A 21,078-nucleotide genomic window follows, 5' to 3' on the forward strand; every position below is an offset into this window, starting at 1 on the left:
GGTTTTAGAATAAAAAGTTTGTCCTATGGCAGAGTCACCAGCAAGCGTTAATACACCTCTAAACTCGTCAGAGACGAGTTCGACGTTTATTAATAATATCACCGCTTTACCTGTTGCTAAGCAGGTAGGGTTGGTCATTGCCTTAGCGGCAACGTTGGCACTGGTCATTGGTATCATCATGTGGTCTCAGGCCAAACCCTACACCTTGCTATTCGGCTCGGTTGATCCCCAAGACATGAACGAGATTGTGCAGACGCTGGAACAAGAAGCGGTGCCCTATAAAATTGACACCAATAGCGGCGGTTTGTTGGTGCCTTCGGAACAAGTTCATGCTTTGCGTTTAAAATTGGCCGCGGCCGGTTATCCAAAACAAGCAGCAAGTGGTTATCAGTTGCTTGACCAAGAGCAGGGTTTTGGGATTTCTCAGTTTAAAGAGACCACGCAATATCACCGTGCTTTAGAAGGCGAGCTTGCTAAATCGGTTAGCAGTATTAACGCTGTCAAGTCCGCGCGTATTATGCTTGGTTTGCCAAAGCGTTCGGTGTTTGTGCGTAAACAGCAAAAACCGACCGCCTCCGTAGCGGTTAAGCTCTATCCAGGTCGCTCATTGAATGATGAGCAAGTCAGTTCGATTGTCTATTTAGTTGCCTCAAGTATTCCGAATATGGAACCCGGTGATGTCACTGTGGTCGATCAAAATGGTAATTTGCTCACTGGCGACAGCCGCAGCAGTAACAGTATGTTGCACATGAGCATGAAGCAGCTGGATTACACGCGTCAAGTAGAGATGACCTTGTCAAATCGAATTGTTGATTTATTGGCACCGATTGTTGGTGGTGTGGACAAGGTGCGTGCACAAGTCACCGCAGAACTGGATTTTACCCAAGAAGAACAAACACGCGAAAATTACCAACCTGACCCAGATGCGGTACGTTCTGAACAAGAAATTCGCGAAATTAACCGTGATCAAGGGCCTACAGGTATTCCTGGAGCCTTGACCAATCAGCCACCACGAGCTGGACTGGCGCCTGAACAAGGTTATACGCCAGAAAATGATCCTAGCCTAAAAAGCTCCAGTGAGAAGAAAACCAAAAATTACGAGTTGGATCGCACCATCAGCCATATTAAAAATTCAGTCGGCAATATTCGCCGTCTGTCTGTCGCGGTGGTTTTAGACGATAAAAGCACGTTAAACGCCGAAGGTGCGGTGCAACGACTTGCGATGACGGACGATGAATTGTTGCGTTATCGTCAGCTAGTCAGTGATACGGTCGCTTTGGATGAAGCTCGTGGTGATACCTTGACGGTCGTGAATGCATCGTTTGCAGTGACGCCTGAAGAGAGTGTTGAAAGTACGCCGATTTGGCAAGAGTCTTGGTTCTGGGATTTTGTCAAACAGCTCCTTGCCGGCCTAGCGGTGTTAATTATCATTTTGGCGGTGATTCGTCCGATTATGCGCGACCTGTCTAAGCGGGAAGAAATGGTGCTGGAGTATCCAGAAAATGCGGCTGAAGACGTTGAAGAAATTGAAAATGTGGACGAAATCTCCAAAGCGTTGGAAAAAATGAATGCCGAGGTTGAACAGACCGCCGCCGATGTTGAGGCCGAGTCGAAAGCCGAGCATGATTTGCTTGAAAAAGTGCGTTCAATTGTACAGACCAATCCAAAAGTTGCGGCGCACGTGATTCGCCAGTGGATGAACGAAGGAGCGAATAATGGCTGAGGCCGTAACCGATTTAGAAGAAGTTTCTACACGTGACATGTCCGGCATGGATAAAGCGGCGATTTTCTTATTGGCTCTAGGGAAAGAGGGCGCAGCCCAAGTGTTAAAGCACCTAAATCCTAGAGAAGTTCAGCAACTCGGCTCTGCCATGACCAATATTGAAGGTGTGACTCATGAAGATATTCATGTCGTGATGCGCTCCTTTTTGAAAGAGCTGGGCGAGGATGCACTAGGGGTTGACCCAAGTGAATTTGCTCAGTCCTTGATGGCCGATGCGCTTGGTGATGGTGCTGGCGGTATGTTGGATGCCACCATGTTGGGTGATCAAGTCAAAGGGTTAGAGGCGCTAAAATGGATGCATCCATCGACCATTTCTAATATGTTGCGTAACGAGCACCCACAGGTGGTTGCGATTGTTTTGTCGTATTTCGATTCCGATCAAGCGGCTGCCGTATTGCGTGGTATTCCACAGCGTTTTCAGGCAGAAGTTATCTACCGAATTGCCACTTTATCGACCATTCAGCCGCGTGCCTTATTTGATCTAAACAACGTGTTGGAGATGGCTTCCGGTGATGGTGAAGGGGGCAAATTAGCGACTATTGGCGGCGAGAAGCGTGCCGCAGAAATTCTTAACTTGGTCGGCAGCGGTATTGACTCGCGTATCTTAGAAGACATTGCGCTGGAGCATGAAGACATCAGTAATGCGATTCAAGACAAAATGTTTGTCTTTGATGACATTGCTGGGATTGATGATCGCGGTATTCAGACTCTGGTTGGTGAAGTGCCAAGCGATGTCTTGATTATCGCCTTGAAAGGCGCTGAGTCGAATCTGCGAGAGAAGTTTCTATCCAACGTGTCCAAACGCCAAGCCGAAATTATGCGTGACGATTTGGAAACCGGTGGCCCCGTTAAACTCAGTGCTGTCGAAGACGCTCAACGCACCATTATTCAAGCGGTACGCCGTTTAGCGGATGAAGAGAAGTTGATGATGCCAGGTGGCGGTGAGGAATTTGTGTAAATGGACACGCCGCTTAAAAACGCGTCAGCTGATAGGGTATCCGAGCACGAGAGTTTGCTGATAAAGGGGCAGTTGATTGACGGCCAGACCTTATCGAAAAAACTGAATGATGCGGCGATTGTCCCTTGGACGCTGAACGATTTTGAGCAAGAAGAACAGCAGAAAGAGGCGGATAAAAAAGCCGAAATTCGTCAAGAAGTTGAAAAACAGATTCAGCCGGAGTTGAAAAAACGCAGCGATATGTTGCGCAAAGAGGTGTACGACAGCGCTTATCAAGAAGGTTATGATGCGGGTTTTAAGCTTGGTGAGGAGGAAGGTAAAGCGACCGGAAAATCTCAAGCCTATTCTCAAGCGCGCGATTTTCTGTTCCCGAAAATTCAATCGATTGATGAGTTGCTCAAGAATTTGCAAGCACCGCAGCAGCAGATGCAACAAAACCTGTTTGACGAAATTGTTCAGTTTTCGGCGTTTATTGCTGAGCAACTGCTTGGCGAGCAGTTAAGTCGTAATCCCGATTGGTTGTACCGTGTGGTGCAAGAAGCGATTCAAACCTTGCCGGAATCTGAAGCGCCAATTGAAGTAGCGCTTAACGCCGATGATTTGGCTTTTTTGCAAGAGCTTGAGACAGCCTGGCTGAAAAATTATCATTGCAAGGCCGATCCGGCAATTCTGCCGGGTGGCTGTATGGTAAAGCAGCAGTTCAGTTCGATACATCATTGCTGGCAAAACCGATTTTTAGCTTTAAAAGAACAGCTGACCAATAATGTCCAGTCCCTAACCGATAGTCAACAGAGAGCAATGGAAGCTGCTCAGCAAAATCAATCGCCGACTTTTTATTGGGATGAAGACAGTGAATTTGGTGAAGAGGATTTTGCACCCTTAAAAACGGGCAGTAATGCCATTCCAGAAGTGAGTGAAGCAGACTTTCCTGCTAAAAAATCCAGTCCATCGGCATCTTCTGACGCTGAACCAATTAAATCCGTAAAAGATCCTGCCAGTCAGTCAAACAATGAGTAAGCATTTTAATCAAGCGTTATTAGAGCAAGTACGTTCATTGCGTCAGATGCCGTACCAGGTGCCGGCGTTGCAAGTAGCCGGGCGTTTGGTCCGTATGGTGGGCATGACCTTAGAAGTAGTAGGAACCTATGCAGCGATTGGCTCGCGTTGTCAAATTTTTAACGGCAAGCATGCACCGGTTGAGGCGGAAGTCGTCGGATTTCATAATGATCGACTGTATTTAATGCCGATTGGCGATACCCAAGGCTTAGCGCCTAACGCTAAGGTGGTCCCGGTTGAAGGCGGTATTAAAGTTGGTGTTGGACCGGCGCTGCTTGGGCGCGTGATTGATGGCTCAGCTAAGCCATTAGATGGCAAAGGGTCAATAGAGGTCGAGCGCTATGTCAGTTTGAGTGGCGAAAAAATTAATCCACTGGATCGTCATCCAATTAGCGAGCCGCTTGATGTCGGCATTAAAGCGATCAATGCATTACTTACCTTGGGGCAAGGACAGCGAGTAGGGCTAATGGCCGGAACTGGCGTTGGCAAAAGTGTTTTGTTAGGCATGATGACTCGATTCACCAATGCGGATGTGGTCGTGGTTGGCTTGATTGGCGAGCGGGGACGGGAAGTTAACGAATTTGTACGCCATAATTTGGGTGAAGAGGGATTAAAACGTTCGGTGGTTGTCGCTACGCCAGCCGATGATCCGCCATTGATGCGGATGCATGGCGCCATGTTGGCAACCGCGATTGCGGAATATTTTCGTGATCAAGGAAAACGTGTTCTGTTATTAATGGATTCGCTCACTCGTTTTGCACAAGCGCAGCGTGAAATTGCTCTCGCGGTTGGTGAGCCCCCAGCCAGTAAAGGCTATCCGCCGTCGGTGTTTGCTAAACTGCCTCAATTGGTTGAGCGTGCTGGTAATGGCAAGTCTGATAGTGGTTCGATTACCGCCATTTATACTGTTTTGGCAGAGGGTGATGATCAGTCTGACCCGGTCGTTGATTCGGCGCGCGGTGTGCTTGATGGTCATATCGTCCTGTCGCGTGAAGTGGCTGATAGTGGTCGCTATCCAGCAATTGATGTGGAGTCTTCCGTTAGTCGAGTGATGGTGGAGGTCGCCAGTGAGCAGCAATTGAACTTAGCGCGGCAATTTAAGCGTTTGTATTCCGCGTATCAACAAAACCAAGATTTGATTCATGTTGGAGCTTATCGTCGAGGCAGTGATCCGTTGATTGATGAATCTATTGCCAAGCATGATGCGTTGAATGGTTTCTTGTCTCAGGGCATAAAGCAACAATTTGGTTTTCAAGCGTCTCTTGATGCTTTGCAGAAGACCTTAAGGTAGTGTAAGTAATGACGACATCGATTCAGCGTTGGCAAAAATTAGTTGAATTGGCAGAAATCGAAATGGAAAACGCTGCCAAAACAGTCGCTTATATGCAAGACGAAATGCACAATTCACAGAGTCAATTGCAGAGTCTGGAAGCGTATTTGCAAGAATATACCCAGCAGCCTGTGCAAGGGCCATCGCGCTTAGTCGCGCAGTTGCAAAGTCATGTTGCATTTGGCGAAAAAGTCCAGCAGGCGATTAAAGCGCAAGAACAGCATTTTCGGCAGAAGCAGTTAATGGTTGAAAAAGCGCTAGAAGCGTGGCGCGAAAAACGCGCGCGTTTTAAAGCGTTGCAAACTCTGTTAGATAAAAAACGCAAACAGCAAGACGTGAAGCTAAGTCGTCAAGAACAGAAAATGCTGGATGATTTAGCGGCACAACAATCCGTTCGGCGCAGTACGCCTTGAAAATAAAAATCCGGATGTCATTTTTTTCGATACGATTACGGGCGGCCTTTCTTTTTTGTAATCCCTTTCTGTATGGTGCTTCTAAAGTAAATTTCATGCAATCTCATTGTTTGGGCATGGTAGTTGCTAAAACCTTGGCATTATCGGCAAGCAGAGAGCAGAAAAGATGTTAGCCTTAGAACAAACTCAAGACAAAAGTGCCATTATTGCCGCTTTCAAAGTGGCGAAACCACAAGGGCAAGAATTGCCACCGTCGCAGAACAAGCCGCCATTTGTGCAGTTTATGGATCACCTGCAGGCCAAATCTGTTGTTAAATCAATGGCAGATTCTGTTCAGCCGGTTGCAGCAGCGATTACCCCTCAGAGCGAAGTGGTGTCGCGGGCTTTGCCGGTAGGTGCTTTGTTGGTTGCAAATAGCGAAGAATTGCCTGCGTCTGAAATCCAAAACAATGCCCTCTCGCTAGCCCCTGCACAAGTGCTGGCGTCAGAGAAACCGTTGAATCAGTTGACCTCGCTACCATCGGGTCTCTTGCGCAGTTTAGATAATGAGTTGCGTGGAACGGATGCTGCGCATGACGAGCTTCATGTAAGTCAAGAGGGTTCTGCATTAAACGCGATTGCTAATCGCTTGCAGGCCGCGTATCCCCAGTTTGCTGAAATGCCGCGTGAAGAGGTTGTTGGTCAATTACGCGCTCATTTATTGCGTCTCAGCGAGGGTGACGTTGCCTCATCCGGTTCCGCTTTTGTCGCAGAGCCGCTTTCCTCCTCTCAGCTAAAGGATGCGGTCAATGCGTTGGCTGAAGAAGTTGGTGTGACGCAAGTCGTCGATGTCGCTTTTGTCGAGCCGAGAAAGATGGCTGACGCAATTGACGCAATAGCCGACAATCGGTCTGTATCAGTATCTCTGACGCCGGCGCTTGCAGCTGAGAAAAATTTAAAAAGCCAACCAGCAATTTTAAGCAATAGTGCGCACTTAAAGGCGTCCTCTGCTCTAAAGCAAGAAGGATTTAGTCAGGCTGTCGCCAGTGCCGCAATTCAGCACAAGGAAGAACAGACTTTCGCACCGTCGCAAGGTTTCCGTGATGGCGCATCAATTGAATCCTTGCATGAGTCGGTTGATGGGCGGCAATTGATAAGAGCGCCGCTGAATGAGGAGCAGATAACCGACTCAGAATCGGTACTTGCCACAGAGGCTTCATCAGAGAGTTTGCTCGAGTCCGACTCTGCGCCTTTAGCCGAGACTCAAAATACCTTACTGTATCCGTTGCCCGATGAGTTAGCTGAGGAGCAATCAGCAGCAGTCAGTGCCTCGCTAATACCTGGCGAGGAGGTGGCGGTTACGTCTGTTTCGCAAGGATTGGATGCTGATGTGAATATCATCGAATCCGATGCGGCCGCTCTGCCTGAGGAGCAATCAGAAGCAGTCAGTGCCTCGCTAATACCTGGCGAGGAGGTGGCGGTTACGTCTGTTTCGCAAGGATTGGATGCTGATGTGAATATCATCGAATCCGATGCGGCCGCTCTGCCTGAGGAGCAATCAGAAGCAATCAGTGCATCGCTAATACCTGGCGAGGAGGTGGCGGTTACGTCTGTTTCGCAAGGATTGGATGCTGATGTGAATATCATCGAATCCGATGCGGCCGCTCTGCCTGAGGAGCAATCAGAAGCAATCAGTGCATCGCTAACACCTAGCGAGGAGGTGTCGGTTACAGCTGCTACTGTTGCTGCAAATACTGCACAGGTGCCTAATAGCAACAACAGTGCGGCTCATTCAGGCGCGGCGAGTGCGAATAACGCATCTGCCTCACAGGCGAATGCAGGTGCTGCTGGGCAGTCAAGTTCGCAGAACTCAGGACAGAATTTAGGACAGAGTTCAGGGCAAAGCGCGAATCAAGGGAGTTCGCAAAATCCGTCATCGTCAGGACAAAATTTAGGACAGACTGCGGCGCAGATGGCTCAAGTATTAAATGCGGGCGTTACTGAGCAGCGTCGTGATTTGGTTATGGGCGCACGCCAACAAGCGCAAGTGCGGGCGGCTGATGAGGCTTTGCAGAAATCGAGCGCTTTAAGCAGCAGTGCAACCGATTCCTTAACCGCAGAACGTCGAGCACTCTTGCCGCCATCGATGCAGTCGATTCCGTTGCCGGTAAGACATCCTCAATGGGGTCAAGCTTTTGGTCAGCGCGTAACTTACATGTTAAATGCTCAAGTACAGCAGGCACAAATTACCCTAAATCCAGAAAAACTTGGACCGATTCAAATTAAATTACACTTTGATCGTGACCAGCAGATGCAACTCAGTGTGGTGGCGCAGCATGGTGCTACACGGGATGCGATAGATGCCTCTTTACCGCGTTTGCGAGAAATGTTGGAACAGCAAGGGATTAATTTGGCCTCGGTGGATGTAGAAACCGGCGCAAATTTTGCTGAACAGCAGGCACAAGCGCAAGAAAATCAAACAACCTCAGGACTAGGAGCGCAGGGCGCAGGCAGTGTTGGTGTTGATGAAGAATCGAATGTGACCACGGTCGTTTCCGACGCGCTGGTCGATTATTATGCCTAGGAGCAAATTATGAAAACACACGCTTTATTAATCGGCAGTTTGACGTTAATCGTGCAACCGGCTTTCGCTGGTTCGGAAATTGCGGGCATTCCTGTGGTAGGTTTTGTCACTTTGGTGGCCTTGATTAGCGCGGTGATTGTCGGCGCGTTGGTGTACATGTTTTGGTGTAATAAACCCGGTGTTTGCGATCAATCGGAGTTAGTCGACCAGTTGCGTGCTGTCACACGCAGTGAAGATTTTGGAATAACCATTAAATCTCCTGAGAGTGATCCTCATCTGGTGACCGCACTGAATAATTTATTGCAAGCGGCGTCCGATAGCGTGACAAAACAGATGATTGCGGCCTCTTCTGCGCAAGCTAAGGTGCAGGATGCCGAACAACAGATGGAAGAATTAAACGAAATGCTGGCCGGGTGTTATGCGAAGCAACAGGCAGCAGCTTCTCAGCCTGCGCCAGCACCAGCATCCACGCTGGATGTTGATGAGTTGGAAAGTCTTTCCGAGCAATTAGCGTCGATGGTCAATGCATTAAGCACGGGTTCGCGTTCTGGGATGGAATCTGCGCAGAAGGTGATTAGCGAGGTTTCTGGTTTAACAAATGAGGTCACGCACGCATCAAGCGTCATTAAACGTTTGGAAGAAGACTCCAGTAACATTGGTACTGTCTTGGTCTTAATTCGTGACATCGCCGAACAGACCAATCTATTGGCGCTTAACGCTGCAATCGAAGCGGCTCGTGCCGGTGAGCATGGGCGTGGTTTTGCGGTGGTCGCGGATGAGGTTCGTATCTTGGCTGGTAAAACGCAGCAGGCGACCACGGAAATTCAGTCAATTATTGAAGAGCTACAGCAACGTGCGCGGAATGCGGTGCAAGTGATGGAGCAAGGGCAGAATCGTGTGGGCACAACCCAAGATGAAGCGGGCCGAGTCAATCAAATATTGAGCGAAATCAACGGTAACCTAGAACGCCTTAAAGTCGCGCAGCAGGAATTGGCGCAAGTCTTGCAGGGCTAAGGTAAACTTGTGGCTAAAATTGACAGGACTGTCAAAAACTAGACCACAACATTTCACCGAATAGGGATAGGAATAGCAAAAATGAAAGCAATAGCCGGTACCTTAGTCGTTGTCGGAACACTACTTGGGGGATATCTTCCACATGGTAGTTTCGGCATTCTGATTCAACCGCTGGAAATGGTTATCATCTGTGGTGGAGCGATTGGTGCTTACATTATCGCGAATCCAGGATGGGTGGTAAAAGCAGGATTTTCCGGTGCTTTGGGGATTGCAAAGCCTGCGCCTTATAATAAAACGGTTTTTTTAGAAGTGCTTGGTTTGATGTTTAAACTGTTTAACAAAGCGCGTCGCGAGGGGTTGATGTCGATCGAAGCGGATGTCGAAGATCCGCATTCCAGCGAACTTTTTAATAGTGCGCCGAGTGTTGCTAAAAACCATCATGCGGTGGATTTTATTTGTGATTATTTACGCTTAATGATCAGTGGCGCGAGTAATCCTTATCAGTTGGAAGATTTGATGATTGTTGAATTAGACGGTCACCATCACGAAGCACTAATGCCAAGCCAAGCGATTGGTAAGGTTGCGGAGGCGTTGCCGGCGTTTGGTATCGTTGCCGCAGTATTGGGTATCGTCATTACCATGAGTTACCTAGATGCTGGCCCGATGGAGATCGCACACCATATGTCGGTGGCCTTGGTGGGGACTTTCTTAGGGATTTTGATTGCTTATGGCTTTATTGCCCCGATTTCTTCTGAACTTGCCAACCGAGCGGAACTGGAGGGGGCGTATTTTATGGTTATCAAAACCTCTTTAATGGCAAATTTGAACGGTTATGCTCCATCGGTGGCCGTTGAATTTGGACGAAAAGCCGTCCCCAGTCATGATCGTCCGAGCTTTCAAGAGTTGGATGAATACCTGCAAAGTCAGAAATAAGCGCACTGTGTCGAGGACGAACAGATGAGCGATGAACAATCCATAATCATCAAACGGTTAAATAAATGCCCGCATGCTGCACATGGTGGGGCATGGAAGATTGCTTTTGCGGATTTTATGACGGCCACGGCTGCGTTTTTTTTGATGTTATGGGTTTTAGGTGGCACCAATGACGAAGAGATGAAAGCGATGGCTGAGTTTTTTCGTGATCCTACGGTGATTGAGGCTTCACCCAGTACTTTGGTTGAGTCTAAAGAAGCGGGCCAAACGTCTGACGCAATGATTGATATGGGCGGTTTTAAAGACGCCCCAAAAGGCAAAGATGGCGATGAAGACGGTTCCGGCAAAGCACAAGAAACCGAGCAAATGGAAGCGATGAAGTTGGAGTTAGAAAAGAAGATCGCCGAAAATCCTACGCTTGAACAACTCAAAGATCAGCTCAAAATTGACATTACCCCTAACGGACTGCAGGTGCAGATTTTGGATGATCGTAAACGCCCGATGTTTGGAACAGGCGTGGACTTGCCAAAAGACTATGCGGCCAAACTTTTAGAAGAAGTTGGCTCGGTTCTGGCTTCAACCAAGAATAAAATCAGCATTGCGGGGCATACTGATTCGTCCGGTTACCATTCCAGTTCGGATTACACTAACTGGGAGTTGTCGGCTGACCGAGCGAATGCGGCGCGGCGTTTATTGCTAAAAGGGGGGGTTGATACCAGCCGTATTGCACAGGCGGTCGGTATGGCCGATACCGTTCCATTTGATAAAGAGAACCCATACAATCCGCGTAATCGTCGTATCAGTATTGTGGTGTTGAATAAAGATGCCGAAGAAAAGCTGCGCAGTTTAAGTGAAGCACCGCAGTTAGAAGATTTAAACAAGCAGACCATTCTGCAAGGTAATTAATACAATTTTAATGGTGTTATAAAGGGGAATAGCCGTGGCTGAAGAGGAAGTCAAGGAAGAGAAAAAGAAAGGCGGCAAAGGGCTGATTATTCTCTTATTGGTGATTGTTATTTTGCTTTTGGTCGGTATCGGCGTGATGGCTTATCTGCTACTCAGTCAGCAGGGTGCAAGCCATGCTAACGGCGATGCGGCCGAAGTGCATGGCTCTGCGGAACATGGCGAACATGGTGACGCTGCCGATGCTGGGCACGCCAAAAATTACTCGCCCAAATATAAACAGTACGAGCCACCTTCACCAGAAGCGCCGCCAGGGTATTTTGTGATGGATAAGTTTGTGGTTAATTTTAACGGCGACGGACAAGCCAAATACTTGGCCGTTGATTTGCAGTTTTTGACCTATTATCCGCAGCTGATTGCGGACATGGAGCATTTGCGTCCGATTTTGAAAAATGACATTCAGCGCCTTTTGCGCAATCAGCATTTTAATCAATTGAGTAAACCAGAAGGGCCGGATGAATTGCGCGCTGAGTTATTGCAAGTAGCGCGTCATGTTTTAGAGGCCAATAGCATTTATCCGGAATTACTTGAAGATGTGTATATGACGCGCTTTGTGATGCAATAGAGTGTTTTAGGAAACTTTCATGGAAGATATCTTAAGCCAAGATGAAGTCGATGCGCTGCTCAAAGGGATGGGCGGGGGTGACATCGAAACCGAAAACGACAGTGGCTCAGAAGGCATTGGCGCAAAGGTTTATGATTTCACTAACCAAGAGCGAATTGTGCGCGGTCGCTTACCGGCTTTGGATATTATCAACGAGCGCTTTGCCCGAGGTTTTCAACGACATTTTAATGAGATGATCATGGCCAGTGTTGAAGTCACGGCCTCGGAAGTCAAAATCATTAAGATGATTGATTATCTGCGTAATCTTTTTGTACCTACCAGTTTGAATATCTATCGTATCAATCCGCTTAATGGTGTTTCGCTGTTTACGTTGGATTCTAAGCTAGTTTTCACTGCGGTGGATATCTACTTTGGTGGTACGGGTTTGCTCCCGTTTAAAATCGAAGGGCGCGAATACACCCCTGTTGAAATGAGCATGGTACGCAGCATTTTAGACATTATTTCCGAAAACTTACGCAAAGCGTGGGGGCCGGTAATGGATATCGAAATTGAGTATATGCATTCGGAAATGAACCCTAAGTTTGCCGGTATTGTTGACCCAACTGATATGATTGTCGTCAGTCCGATTAACATCCGATTTGAAGGGGTTGAAGGGCGAGTCGATATCGTTATGCCGTATTCTATGTTAGAGCCGGTGCGCGATAAGTTAGAAGAAGGTATGCAAAATCTACAAGGCGAAAGCGATAATCGTTGGTCGCGCACCTTGAAAGAAGAAGCAAAAAATATTGAAATTGATTTAAGTGTCAATCTGCTGGATATCGTGATGAATGTGGAAGAGCTTTTGGAGATGAAACCGGGCGACATTATTCCAATCGAGATGCCTGAGCAGGTCACCGTTAAAGCGGAAGACATCGCGATTTTACGCGGAAAATTAGGGCGTTCACGCGATAAGAAAGCGGTTAAAGTGGAAAAGATATTGCATCATCCGGCTTATCAAGAACGCACGATCGAGAATGTGAAGGAGTGGTACAGTGAGTGAACAAGACGATTTAAGCGCATGGGGTGACGCTTTAGCCGAACAAGCCGAAGCTGAAGCGGGCGATGATGCCAATGATGACGCGCTGGATTGGGGAGACGCACTGACTCAGCAGGCAAATGCAAATGCCACAAAAGCCAGTCTTGAAGACCTAGGCGGTAGCAATAGCAGTGGCGGCAAGAATAAAGTGGATTTGGATGTGTTGTTGGATGTGCCGGTGACCTTGCAGTTGGAAATTGGGCGCGCCAAGGTTTCGATTCGTAATTTGCTCTCTTACACACAGGGTTCTGTCGTCGAAATGGACCGCTTAGCAGGCGAACCTTTAGACTTATTGGTAAATGGCACTTTAATTGCTCATGGTGAAGTAGTGGTTATTAATGATAAGTTTGGGGTTCGTCTAACCGATGTGGTCAGTCCTCAGGAGCGCATCCGCAAGCTGAAATAGCCCCATGACGCGCCAAAAGTTTGGCGCTTAGTTTGACTGCGAATAAGGGCTTACTGATGCTGTCAAAAAATCGATATTCAAAACGGCTGCAAACGCAGCAAGTCATAGCATCACTGTTATCCAGTTTGTTTCTGGCTATGGCGATGAGTCTGCTTTATATCGGTTCGGCCGCAGCGGCCGACGTTCCGCAGGTTGGGCAGACTAGTTTGGCAGAACCCATGCCGCCCACCGTGCAATTTGGTCAAACGGCGACTCAGCCAAGCGATTACTTTTTGCAAATCCTGCTCTCTCTGATTTTTATTCTGTTGATCATTTTTTTGGCCGCTTGGTTGTTGCGCCGTTACGGTCGTTTTCCGGGTGTTGCTGATGGCAATCTTAAGGTTTTAGGGGCATTGTCTGTTGGTCCACGCGAGCGAATTTTGATGCTTCAAGTCGGAAAAGAACAGATTTTAGTAGGCGTAACTTCGAGTAAAATCAGTAAGTTACATCAGCTTGTTGAGCCTGTGCAGATTGCAGATCCTGTTCCCGTTGGGGGTGTCTTTGCCCAGCGCCTGCAAGAAGCGATGCAAGGCGTAAAATCAGCAACGGTTGTGCCTAAAGCGGATGCGAAATCGGTCTCTACTCGTACTCAGGGAGACCAGTAATGCGTTTTGTTTTTTCTTTGGCAGGTCTGCTGCTGCCATTATTTTTGTTATTCACACCAAGCCTCTCTTACGCTGAGCCGGGCATTCCGATGTTTACTGTCGAGACCGATGCCAACGGTAATCAAGACTACACGCTAACCTTGCAAATTTTGCTGTTAATGACGGGCTTAACGCTGTTACCGGCGGCACTGATTGCGACGACCTCATTTTTAAGAATTGTCATTGTTTTGGCGCTGTTACGTCAAGCGCTTGGCACTATGCAGACGCCATCCAACCAAGTGTTAATCGGTTTGGCCTTGTTTTTGACGCTGTTCATTATGGCGCCGGTGTTTGAAAAAATTTATGATACTGCGATTTCGCCGTACCTTGAGGAGCAGATTCAATTTAAGCAGGCGTTAGAGATTGGTGCAAAGCCAATGCATCAGTTTATGTTGCAACAAACGCGCGAAGACGATTTGGAAATGTTTGCCGAAATGGCTGACGTGACCTTGACCGAACCGCAGAATGTGCCGTTTAAAGTCTTGATTCCAGCCTTTATGACATCGGAACTGAAAACCGCTTTCCAGATCGGCTTTATGTTGTTTATCCCATTTTTAATTATCGATTTAGTGGTCTCCAGTCTGTTGATGTCGATGGGTATGATGATGCTTTCACCGATGATTATTTCTTTGCCGTTCAAACTCATGTTATTTGTATTGATAGACGGTTGGACCTTGGTTATTGGGACTCTGGCAAATAGTTTTGTCGTCCCTGGAGGGATATAGATGCAACAAGAATTTGTCTTAACACTTGGTCAGCGGATGCTCGAGTTGGTGGCGCTGTTAGCGGCACCGCTTTTGATTCCGGCGTTGATTATTGGTTTGTTGGTTGGGATGTTTCAGGCGGCGACGCAAATTAACGAAATGACGTTGAGTTTTATTCCCAAGCTGGCCATTGTTGGGATTGCCTTAGTGGTTGGCGGGCCTTGGATGCTCAGTTCATTGGTGAATTTTTCACGTGAATTGATACTCAATATTCCCGCTTACATTAATTAACGGCTTTGAGCATAAGAGCCGCTGATGACTTTCGCTTTTAACGATTTCTTACAATGGATGGGGCTGTATTTCTATCCATTTGTGCGGATTGGCGCCATGCTCTCCATCATTCCCCTCTACGGTATGCGTTCCTTTCCCGCGCGCGGCAAAATCATTTTGGCGGTTTTTATTACCATTGCAGCCGCACCATCGTTAGATTTGCCGCCGCCTGTCGATCCTTTTACTTGGCAGGGCGTACTGTTTATTCTTCAGCAGGTGTTGATTGGTCTGTCGATGGGTGTGATTTTCTTAGTGGTATTTCAAGCATTTGTAATGGCTGGCCATTTGATTGCAATGGGCATGGGTTTGGCGTTTGCGCAAATGACTGACCCGACAAGTGGTGTCAGTGCACCGATTGTCGCGCAATATTTTACAATCATCGTCTCGTTATTGTTTTTGGCTTTAAATGGACATATCTTGGTGATTCAGGTTGTGATTGATAGTTTTGAATATCTACCGATTGGTGTGTCTTTTTATACTCAAAACAGTTTACGGATTATTTTTGAATTTGGCAGCTATATGTTTTTGGCTGGTGTGCTGGTGGCGTTGCCTGCGATTACTGCGCTTTTGTTGATTAATATTGCGTTTGGTGTTGTAACGCGTGCGGCACCGGCATTAAACATCTTTGCAGTCGGTTTTCCGGTTACTTTAATGGCTGGCTTACTGATGTTGACCCTTACGACACCCGTGGTGTTACCGCATTTACAAGGTTTAGTGCATCACGCGGTTGAGGCGATTACGCATCTGCAATTAACTTCCCCGTAAGGAGGCCTTTTTAAGATGGCTGAAAGCGAAGACGGCACGGAAAAAACAGAAGAACCCACCGAAAAGAAAATGCGCGATGCCCGTGACAAAGGTCAAGTACCTCGATCTCGGGAACTATCCACGCTTTTAATGACGCTGTCGGCAGCGTTGTTTTTGTATTTTTATGGTTCGCAAATCATGACCGATTTGGTTAATTTGATGACCAAAGGGCTTAGTTTTGAGCGTGATGTTGCTTTTGATACGCAGAAACTTTTCGATTTAGTGATTGCGATTGTGATTGACGCCATTTTCGCGATTATGCCTTTTATCTCGTTAATGGTTTTGGTAGCGATTACCTCGCCAGTTTTGCTGGGTGGTTGGTCGTTTAGCACCAAGGCGTTAGCACCCAAAATGTCCAAATTAAATCCTGTTAGTGGTTTAAAACGAATGTTTTCTATGCAGGCTTTAATGGAGTTGTTTAAGGCGTTTGCTAAGTTTGTTTTGGTGATCAGTTTAGCGGCAGCCTTTTTGTATATGGTTTTTCCAGAAGTGCTTAGCTTGGGAGTAGAATCGAAAGATTTCGCTTTGGCGCACTCGGCAGAATTGATTACCAAAGCGTTCATTTTCGTTAGTTTGGCCTTGCTAGTGGTCGCCATTATCGACGTACCTTTTCAGTTATGGAATCATAATCGCCAATTAAAAATGACCAAACAAGAAGTCAGAGAAGAGCATAAACAACAAGAAGGGAATCCGGAAGTTAAAGGGCGTATTCGTCAGGTTCAGCGCCAGATGTCGCAACGCCGTATGATGCAAAATGTTCCACAGGCCGACGTTATTATTACGAACCCAACTCACTTTGCTGTCGCGTTAAAATACGATCCGCAAACTATGCGTGAGCCAGTTGTGTTGGCGATTGGTGCTGATTTTATGGCTGCGCAGATAAGAACCATTGCACAAGAACATAATATTCCGGTGATCGAGGCGCCGCCTTTAGCGCGCGCACTTTATTATAATGCCGAAGTGGAACAGCCGATTCCTTACAATCTTTTTCGTGCGGTGGCTGCTGTACTGGCTTATGTTTTTCAACTGCGTGATAGCGGTAAGGCGCAAAAAGTGGATTTTGCAAATCTGCCAATTCCGGAAGAGTTCAGAACCGACTAAGTTTAGGTTGGTTTGGCCATAATCTTGCATAGACAGATTGATTCAATTTTTTTGGCTGTTATCGAACCGATAAATTAGCCGTTTAGGAACAGAATTCATGGATTTTCGTCAATTATTCGACAATATGAAAGCTAACTGGAGTAAAGGGATTGCCGTGCCCTTTGGTGTGCTTGCGCTCTTGGGGATGGTCACCATTCCCTTGCCACCGTTTTTGTTGGATGTGTTTTTTACCTTCAATATCGCCTTGTCATTGGTGGTATTGATGGTCACGCTGTATGCCAAGCGTCCACTCGATTTTGCGATTTTTCCGACGATTATTTTGTTATCAACGCTGTTCCGTTTGTCGCTTAACATCGCTTCCACGCGTGTGATCTTGTTGGAAGGTCACAACGGCGGTGCATCTGCTGGCGATGTCATTGAAGCCTTTGGCGAATTTGTTATTGGTGGCAATTATGCGGTCGGTTTGGTGGTTTTTGCGATTTTGGTGGTAATCAACTTTGTGGTTATCACCAAGGGCGCAGGGCGTGTTGCTGAGGTAAGCGCGCGTTTTACTTTGGATTCGATGCCGGGTAAACAGATGGCGATTGATGCGGACTTGAATGCCGGTTTAATTACTCAAGAAGACGCGCAGATGCGCCGTCGAGAAATTGCCACTGAAGCCGAGTTCTATGGCTCGATGGACGGTGCCAGTAAGTTTGTTCGCGGGGACGCGATTGCTGGATTGATTATCTTATTTATCAATCTAATCGGCGGTTTCGCCATCGGTGTTTGGCAAAATGATATGTCGTTTGCGGATGCCGCTGAAGTGTATACGATTTTAACGTTAGGTGATGGTTTGGTGGCACAGATACCCGCCCTGATTCTTTCTACCGCCACGGCGATTATTGTGACGCGCGTTACCGGCGGCGACAATAAAGATATGGGCGAGCAGATGCAGATGCAGATGTTCTCCACGCCGCGAGCTTTGGGGACGACGGCTGGTGTGATAGGCGTAATCGGTTTGATTCCTGGAATGCCGAATATTGCGTTTTTAACGTTCGCTTCGGTTGCTGGAGCGGGTGCTTATTTCATCCATCGCAAACAGCAAGAAAATGAAACTAGACCGATACCTCCGACGCCTGAAGAGCAGGAAGCGCAGAGTCGGCCAAAAGAGTTGAGTTGGGATGATGTGCAAGCCGTCGATGTCTTAGGGCTTGAGGTGGGTTATCGTTTAATTCCGATGGTTGATAAGGGGCAAAACGGCCAGCTGTTAGATCGCATTAAAGGGGTACGACGTAAGGTGTCGCAAGAGCTTGGATTTTTGGTGCCATCTGTACACATCCGCGATAACTTAGATTTAAAACCGAACCAATACCGCATTATGTTAATGGGTGTCGATTCTGGGCATGGCGAGGTTTATCCCGATAAAGAGATGGCGATTAATCCCGGTCAAGTATTTGGTGAGGTGAACGGTATTAAAACCACAGACCCAGCCTTTGGGTTAGAGGCGGTGTGGATTGAGCCAGAAAATCAAGACCAGGCACAAGCCTTGGGATACACCGTTGTGGATGCCAGTACGGTCGTTGCAACGCATATCAGTCAATTGATTCAAGATTATTCATACGAGTTACTTGGTCATGATGAGGTGCAGCAGTTGTTGGATAAATTAAAAGTGACATCACCCAAATTGGTTTCTGAGTTAATCCCCGACAAATTGGGTTTGGCCTCTTTGGTTAAAGTTTTGCAAAACTTGCTGCAAGAAAAAGTGCCAATTCGTGATATGCGAACTATTTTAGAAACCTTAACGGCGAAGGCGGATTTGCAAAAAACACCCGCGGCTCTGACCATTGATGTGCGCGCCGCGCTCGGCCGTTCGATTGTCCAGCAGCTGGTCGGTAACGAAGGTGAACTGAAAGTGATTACTTTAGAACCTAGTTTGGAACAGATATTGCTTCAAGCATCGCAGGGCGCGCCGGAAGGCCAGTTAGCGGTTGAACCTGGATTGGCCGAGCGTCTGCATGGCACTCTGAAGCAAGAAGCGCAGAAGATTGAAGTGGCTGGACAACCGCCGGTTCTCTTGGTTGCGCCGCAGATTCGCGCGCAGTTAGCACGCTTATTCCGTTTTAGTTTGCCGAGTTTGGTGATTTTGGCCTATTCCGAAGTGCCTGAAAATCGTCAAATTAGTGTCGTTGCCAATGTTGGACAAGGAGGATAGATGCATATAAAACGCTTTTTTGCGCCTAACATGCGTCAGGCAATGAACGCTGTCCGCCAAGAACATGGCGATGAGGCCGTCATTTTATCGACAAAACAGACCGCTGATGGTGTCGAAATTGTGGCAGCGTTGGATCCTGAAGCATTGGCTTATCAGCAAAATGTTCAGGAAACAGCGACGTTGAATGCAGCTCAGAACGGTGACTCATTAAATTCTGCCATTCGGTTTGAGCAACAAGCTATGTTGACACGTGAGCGAGTGGCTAATGCGTATGATGCTCAACAGCAGCCAGCAGCACGCCCGAGTGCGAATCGTTACGCGACTGCTCAGCCGCAAGTGGCTTATGCGGAATCGGTCAGTGCGCCGAGTGCGCAGATTGAACTGATGGCGCAAGAACTCCAGCAGGTGCGCAGTCTGTTAGAAAATCAGCTTTCAAGTTTGGCTTGGGGGCATAGCGAAGTCCAAAAACCGGAACAGATTGCGTTATTGAAGCGCTTGATGGGCTTAGGTTTTGGTTGGGAGTTGTCGCAAAGCTTGCTGCAGCAAGCACAAGATTCCGCTAGCTTGGATTGGGCGTCGATTTTACGTTTGCTGGAACAGAGTGTCACTTCTGATGAACGCGACCTGCTGGACCGTGGAGGCATTATTGCGTTGGTCGGCCCGACCGGTGTTGGCAAAACGACGACTATTGCTAAATTGGCTAGCCGTTTTGTGATGCGCAATAGTGCAAGTGACATCGCTTTAATCAGTACTGATAGTTACAAAATCGGTGCGCAAGCGCAGTTGAAATTGTTTGCGGATTTAATTCAAGTACCGGTGTATGTGGCAGCCAATCAAGGCGAGTTGTATAGCTTGTTGACGGCGATGGCCAGTAAAAAACTGGTGTTGATTGATACTGCAGGGATGAGTCAAAAAGACTTGCAGTTATCCAAACAACTGACATCCGGTCATCAAGGCGTGAATATGGTGCGTAATTATCTGGTGATGTCAGCGGCCACACAATTAAGTGTGATGCGCGATATTGTCAAATCGTTTGGTGAAGTGGTGTTGAAAGGCTGTATTTTGACAAAAGTGGATGAAGCAACTCAATTGGGTAATGCGCTCACGGTGTTACTGGAATCGGAATTGCCGATTAGTTATTTAAGTACCGGACAGCGCGTGCCGGAAGACATTGAAAAAATTCATGCTCGCGATTTAATTGACCGTGCGATTGTACTGGGTCAGCAAAATTCGCAAAACATTGATGAGCAAGCGTTCCGCTTAGGAATGGGAAAGGAGATTTCAAATGCTCAATGATCAGGCAGCCGGCTTAAGAGCTTTACATGCGCAGCAGAAACAAAATTCGCCTGCGGTGCAAAATACCTTGAACCCACCAAAACAAATGATGTCAAAGCAGCAAAAACCCGTCAGAGTGATTGCGGTGGCCAGTGGTAAAGGCGGGGTTGGTAAAACCAATGTTTCGGTTAATTTGGGCATTCAATTAAGTAAGCTGGGTAACCGAGTTTTGTTAATGGATGCGGATATGGGCTTGGCAAATGTCGATATAATGCTTGGCTTGCATACCAAATATAATTTGTCACACGTTTTGGATGGCCAGAAAACCTTGCGCGAAGTAATTATGCAAGGCCCTGGTGGTCTCAAAATCATTCCAGCTGCATCGGGTGTTCGTCGTATGGCGCAACTTAATGCCATGGAAAACGCAGGGATTATTAACGCCTTTAGCGAGTTGTCGGACGAGTTGGATGTATTAATAATTGACACAGCAGCGGGTATCGCAGATAGTGTGGTCAGCTTTTGCCGTGCTTCTCAAGAGGTGATTGTGGTGGTAACTGATGAGCCCGCGTCCATCACCGATGCGTACGCTTTAATTAAAGTACTTAGCCGAGATTATCAAGTTTCGCGTTTCCGTCTGCTGGCGAATATGGCAAAATCTCCGGCGCATGGTCGTCAGTTATACGAAAAGCTCTCTAAGGTAACTGAACAGTTTTTGGATGTGTCGCTGGATTATTTCGGGGCAGTGCCTTACGATCAATCGCTAAAGGATGCGGTGCAAAAACAGATTCCGGTCACGTTATTTCGCCCGACCAGCTTGTCAGCCAATGCGTTTGAAAATATGGCACATTCTGTCGAGCGTTGGTCAAGACCGCAAGGTGCTAGTGGCTATTTACAGTTTTTCGTTGAGAACCTTTTCCAAGGACGTTAA

The 21,078-nt window shown here is 47.4% G+C and carries 20 protein-coding genes; all 20 read left to right on the forward strand.

Features of this window, described 5'->3' with window-relative positions:
* Positions 1-25 precede the first annotated feature (25 nt).
* The 20 genes from fliF to HRR27_RS04690 all read left to right on the forward strand — a co-directional run bounded on the left by fliF (position 26) and on the right by HRR27_RS04690 (position 21,078).
* Positions 26-1,723 carry a flagellar basal-body MS-ring/collar protein FliF gene (gene fliF, locus HRR27_RS04595; RefSeq protein WP_173271342.1) on the forward strand — a complete coding sequence of 566 codons (1,698 nt, stop codon included), beginning with the start codon at positions 26-28 and terminating at the stop codon, positions 1,721-1,723.
* The gene (gene fliG, locus HRR27_RS04600; RefSeq protein WP_173271344.1) at positions 1,716-2,741 is read left to right on the forward strand and encodes a flagellar motor switch protein FliG; all 1,026 of its coding nucleotides are present in this window, start codon (positions 1,716-1,718) and stop codon (positions 2,739-2,741) included. The genes fliF and fliG overlap by 8 nt, the downstream gene beginning before the upstream one ends.
* Positions 2,742-3,758, forward strand: coding sequence for a FliH/SctL family protein (locus HRR27_RS04605; protein ID WP_173271346.1), 1,017 nt, complete (start codon positions 2,742-2,744; stop codon positions 3,756-3,758).
* Positions 3,751-5,088, forward strand: a complete 1,338-nt coding sequence (gene fliI / locus HRR27_RS04610) for a flagellar protein export ATPase FliI (protein ID WP_173271348.1) — start codon at positions 3,751-3,753, stop codon at positions 5,086-5,088. The genes HRR27_RS04605 and fliI overlap by 8 nt, the downstream gene beginning before the upstream one ends.
* A gap of 8 nt (positions 5,089-5,096) precedes the next feature.
* A complete protein-coding gene (fliJ, locus tag HRR27_RS04615; protein ID WP_173271350.1) occupies positions 5,097-5,540 on the forward strand; it encodes a flagellar export protein FliJ in 444 nt (147 codons plus the stop codon).
* A gap of 166 nt (positions 5,541-5,706) precedes the next feature.
* Positions 5,707-8,103: a flagellar hook-length control protein FliK gene (locus HRR27_RS04620; protein ID WP_173271352.1), complete on the forward strand. Its 2,397-nt coding sequence runs from the start codon at positions 5,707-5,709 to the stop codon at positions 8,101-8,103.
* 9 nt (positions 8,104-8,112) lie between these two features.
* Entirely contained in the window at positions 8,113-9,117 is a 1,005-nt protein-coding gene (locus HRR27_RS12910; RefSeq protein WP_173271354.1) for a methyl-accepting chemotaxis protein, read from the forward strand.
* 81 nt (positions 9,118-9,198) lie between these two features.
* Positions 9,199-10,050 (forward strand): flagellar motor stator protein MotA, encoded by an 852-nt coding sequence (gene motA, locus HRR27_RS04630; protein WP_173271356.1) that lies wholly within the window; start codon positions 9,199-9,201, stop codon positions 10,048-10,050.
* Positions 10,051-10,074: 24 nt separating this feature from the next.
* Positions 10,075-10,956 carry a flagellar motor protein MotB gene (gene motB / locus HRR27_RS04635; RefSeq protein ID WP_173271358.1) on the forward strand — a complete coding sequence of 294 codons (882 nt, stop codon included), beginning with the start codon at positions 10,075-10,077 and terminating at the stop codon, positions 10,954-10,956.
* 34 nt (positions 10,957-10,990) lie between these two features.
* Positions 10,991-11,578, forward strand: a complete 588-nt coding sequence (locus tag HRR27_RS04640; protein WP_173271360.1) for a flagellar basal body-associated FliL family protein — start codon at positions 10,991-10,993, stop codon at positions 11,576-11,578.
* Positions 11,579-11,597: 19 nt separating this feature from the next.
* Positions 11,598-12,617, forward strand: a complete 1,020-nt coding sequence (gene fliM / locus HRR27_RS04645; RefSeq protein WP_173271362.1) for a flagellar motor switch protein FliM — start codon at positions 11,598-11,600, stop codon at positions 12,615-12,617.
* On the forward strand, positions 12,610-13,059 hold the full coding sequence (fliN, locus tag HRR27_RS04650) for a flagellar motor switch protein FliN (RefSeq protein WP_173271364.1): 450 nt from the start codon (positions 12,610-12,612) through the stop codon (positions 13,057-13,059). The genes fliM and fliN overlap by 8 nt, the downstream gene beginning before the upstream one ends.
* 56 nt (positions 13,060-13,115) lie before the next feature.
* Positions 13,116-13,703 (forward strand): flagellar biosynthetic protein FliO, encoded by a 588-nt coding sequence (gene fliO / locus HRR27_RS04655; protein WP_173271366.1) that lies wholly within the window; start codon positions 13,116-13,118, stop codon positions 13,701-13,703.
* Complete coding sequence (fliP, locus tag HRR27_RS04660; protein ID WP_173271368.1) at positions 13,703-14,467, forward strand: flagellar type III secretion system pore protein FliP; 765 nt, start codon at positions 13,703-13,705, stop codon at positions 14,465-14,467. Before fliO ends, fliP begins: the two co-directional genes overlap by 1 nt.
* Positions 14,468-14,737 carry a flagellar biosynthesis protein FliQ gene (gene fliQ / locus HRR27_RS04665; protein ID WP_173271370.1) on the forward strand — a complete coding sequence of 90 codons (270 nt, stop codon included), beginning with the start codon at positions 14,468-14,470 and terminating at the stop codon, positions 14,735-14,737. It abuts the gene before it with no gap.
* A 24-nt stretch (positions 14,738-14,761) separates the two neighbouring features.
* Positions 14,762-15,541 carry a flagellar biosynthetic protein FliR gene (gene fliR / locus HRR27_RS04670; protein ID WP_173271372.1) on the forward strand — a complete coding sequence of 260 codons (780 nt, stop codon included), beginning with the start codon at positions 14,762-14,764 and terminating at the stop codon, positions 15,539-15,541.
* Positions 15,542-15,556: 15 nt separating this feature from the next.
* On the forward strand, positions 15,557-16,681 hold the full coding sequence (gene flhB / locus HRR27_RS04675; RefSeq protein ID WP_173271374.1) for a flagellar biosynthesis protein FlhB: 1,125 nt from the start codon (positions 15,557-15,559) through the stop codon (positions 16,679-16,681).
* Between the two features lie 97 nt (positions 16,682-16,778).
* On the forward strand, positions 16,779-18,875 hold the full coding sequence (flhA, locus tag HRR27_RS04680; RefSeq protein WP_173271376.1) for a flagellar biosynthesis protein FlhA: 2,097 nt from the start codon (positions 16,779-16,781) through the stop codon (positions 18,873-18,875).
* Positions 18,876-20,171, forward strand: a complete 1,296-nt coding sequence (gene flhF, locus HRR27_RS04685) for a flagellar biosynthesis GTPase FlhF (protein ID WP_173271378.1) — start codon at positions 18,876-18,878, stop codon at positions 20,169-20,171.
* Positions 20,161-21,078 carry a MinD/ParA family protein gene (locus HRR27_RS04690; RefSeq protein ID WP_173271380.1) on the forward strand — a complete coding sequence of 306 codons (918 nt, stop codon included), beginning with the start codon at positions 20,161-20,163 and terminating at the stop codon, positions 21,076-21,078. Before flhF ends, HRR27_RS04690 begins: the two co-directional genes overlap by 11 nt.

It is taken from the genome of Thiosulfatimonas sediminis (assembly GCF_011398355.1).
Classification (GTDB): Bacteria; Pseudomonadota; Gammaproteobacteria; order Thiomicrospirales; family Thiomicrospiraceae; genus Thiomicrorhabdus; species Thiomicrorhabdus sediminis_A.

Bases quoted from the DNA above. Each gene is read 5' to 3' on its own strand.
- HRR27_RS04690 (WP_173271380.1), top strand. From the start codon at position 20,161: ATGCTCAATGATCAGGCAGCCGGCTTAAGAGCTTTACATGCGCAGCAG.
- HRR27_RS12910 (WP_173271354.1), top strand. From the start codon at position 8,113: ATGAAAACACACGCTTTATTAATCGGCAGTTTGACGTTAATCGTGCAA.
- fliP (WP_173271368.1), top strand. From the start codon at position 13,703: ATGCGTTTTGTTTTTTCTTTGGCAGGTCTGCTGCTGCCATTATTTTTG.
- fliO (WP_173271366.1), top strand. From the start codon at position 13,116: ATGCTGTCAAAAAATCGATATTCAAAACGGCTGCAAACGCAGCAAGTC.
- flhB (WP_173271374.1), top strand. From the start codon at position 15,557: ATGGCTGAAAGCGAAGACGGCACGGAAAAAACAGAAGAACCCACCGAA.
- HRR27_RS04620 (WP_173271352.1), top strand. From the start codon at position 5,707: ATGTTAGCCTTAGAACAAACTCAAGACAAAAGTGCCATTATTGCCGCT.
- fliF (WP_173271342.1), top strand. From the start codon at position 26: ATGGCAGAGTCACCAGCAAGCGTTAATACACCTCTAAACTCGTCAGAG.
- motB (WP_173271358.1), top strand. From the start codon at position 10,075: ATGAGCGATGAACAATCCATAATCATCAAACGGTTAAATAAATGCCCG.
- fliJ (WP_173271350.1), top strand. From the start codon at position 5,097: ATGACGACATCGATTCAGCGTTGGCAAAAATTAGTTGAATTGGCAGAA.
- flhF (WP_173271378.1), top strand. From the start codon at position 18,876: ATGCATATAAAACGCTTTTTTGCGCCTAACATGCGTCAGGCAATGAAC.
- fliG (WP_173271344.1), top strand. From the start codon at position 1,716: ATGGCTGAGGCCGTAACCGATTTAGAAGAAGTTTCTACACGTGACATG.
- fliI (WP_173271348.1), top strand. From the start codon at position 3,751: ATGAGTAAGCATTTTAATCAAGCGTTATTAGAGCAAGTACGTTCATTG.
- motA (WP_173271356.1), top strand. From the start codon at position 9,199: ATGAAAGCAATAGCCGGTACCTTAGTCGTTGTCGGAACACTACTTGGG.
- flhA (WP_173271376.1), top strand. From the start codon at position 16,779: ATGGATTTTCGTCAATTATTCGACAATATGAAAGCTAACTGGAGTAAA.
- fliQ (WP_173271370.1), top strand. From the start codon at position 14,468: ATGCAACAAGAATTTGTCTTAACACTTGGTCAGCGGATGCTCGAGTTG.
- HRR27_RS04605 (WP_173271346.1), top strand. From the start codon at position 2,742: ATGGACACGCCGCTTAAAAACGCGTCAGCTGATAGGGTATCCGAGCAC.
- fliR (WP_173271372.1), top strand. From the start codon at position 14,762: ATGACTTTCGCTTTTAACGATTTCTTACAATGGATGGGGCTGTATTTC.
- fliM (WP_173271362.1), top strand. From the start codon at position 11,598: ATGGAAGATATCTTAAGCCAAGATGAAGTCGATGCGCTGCTCAAAGGG.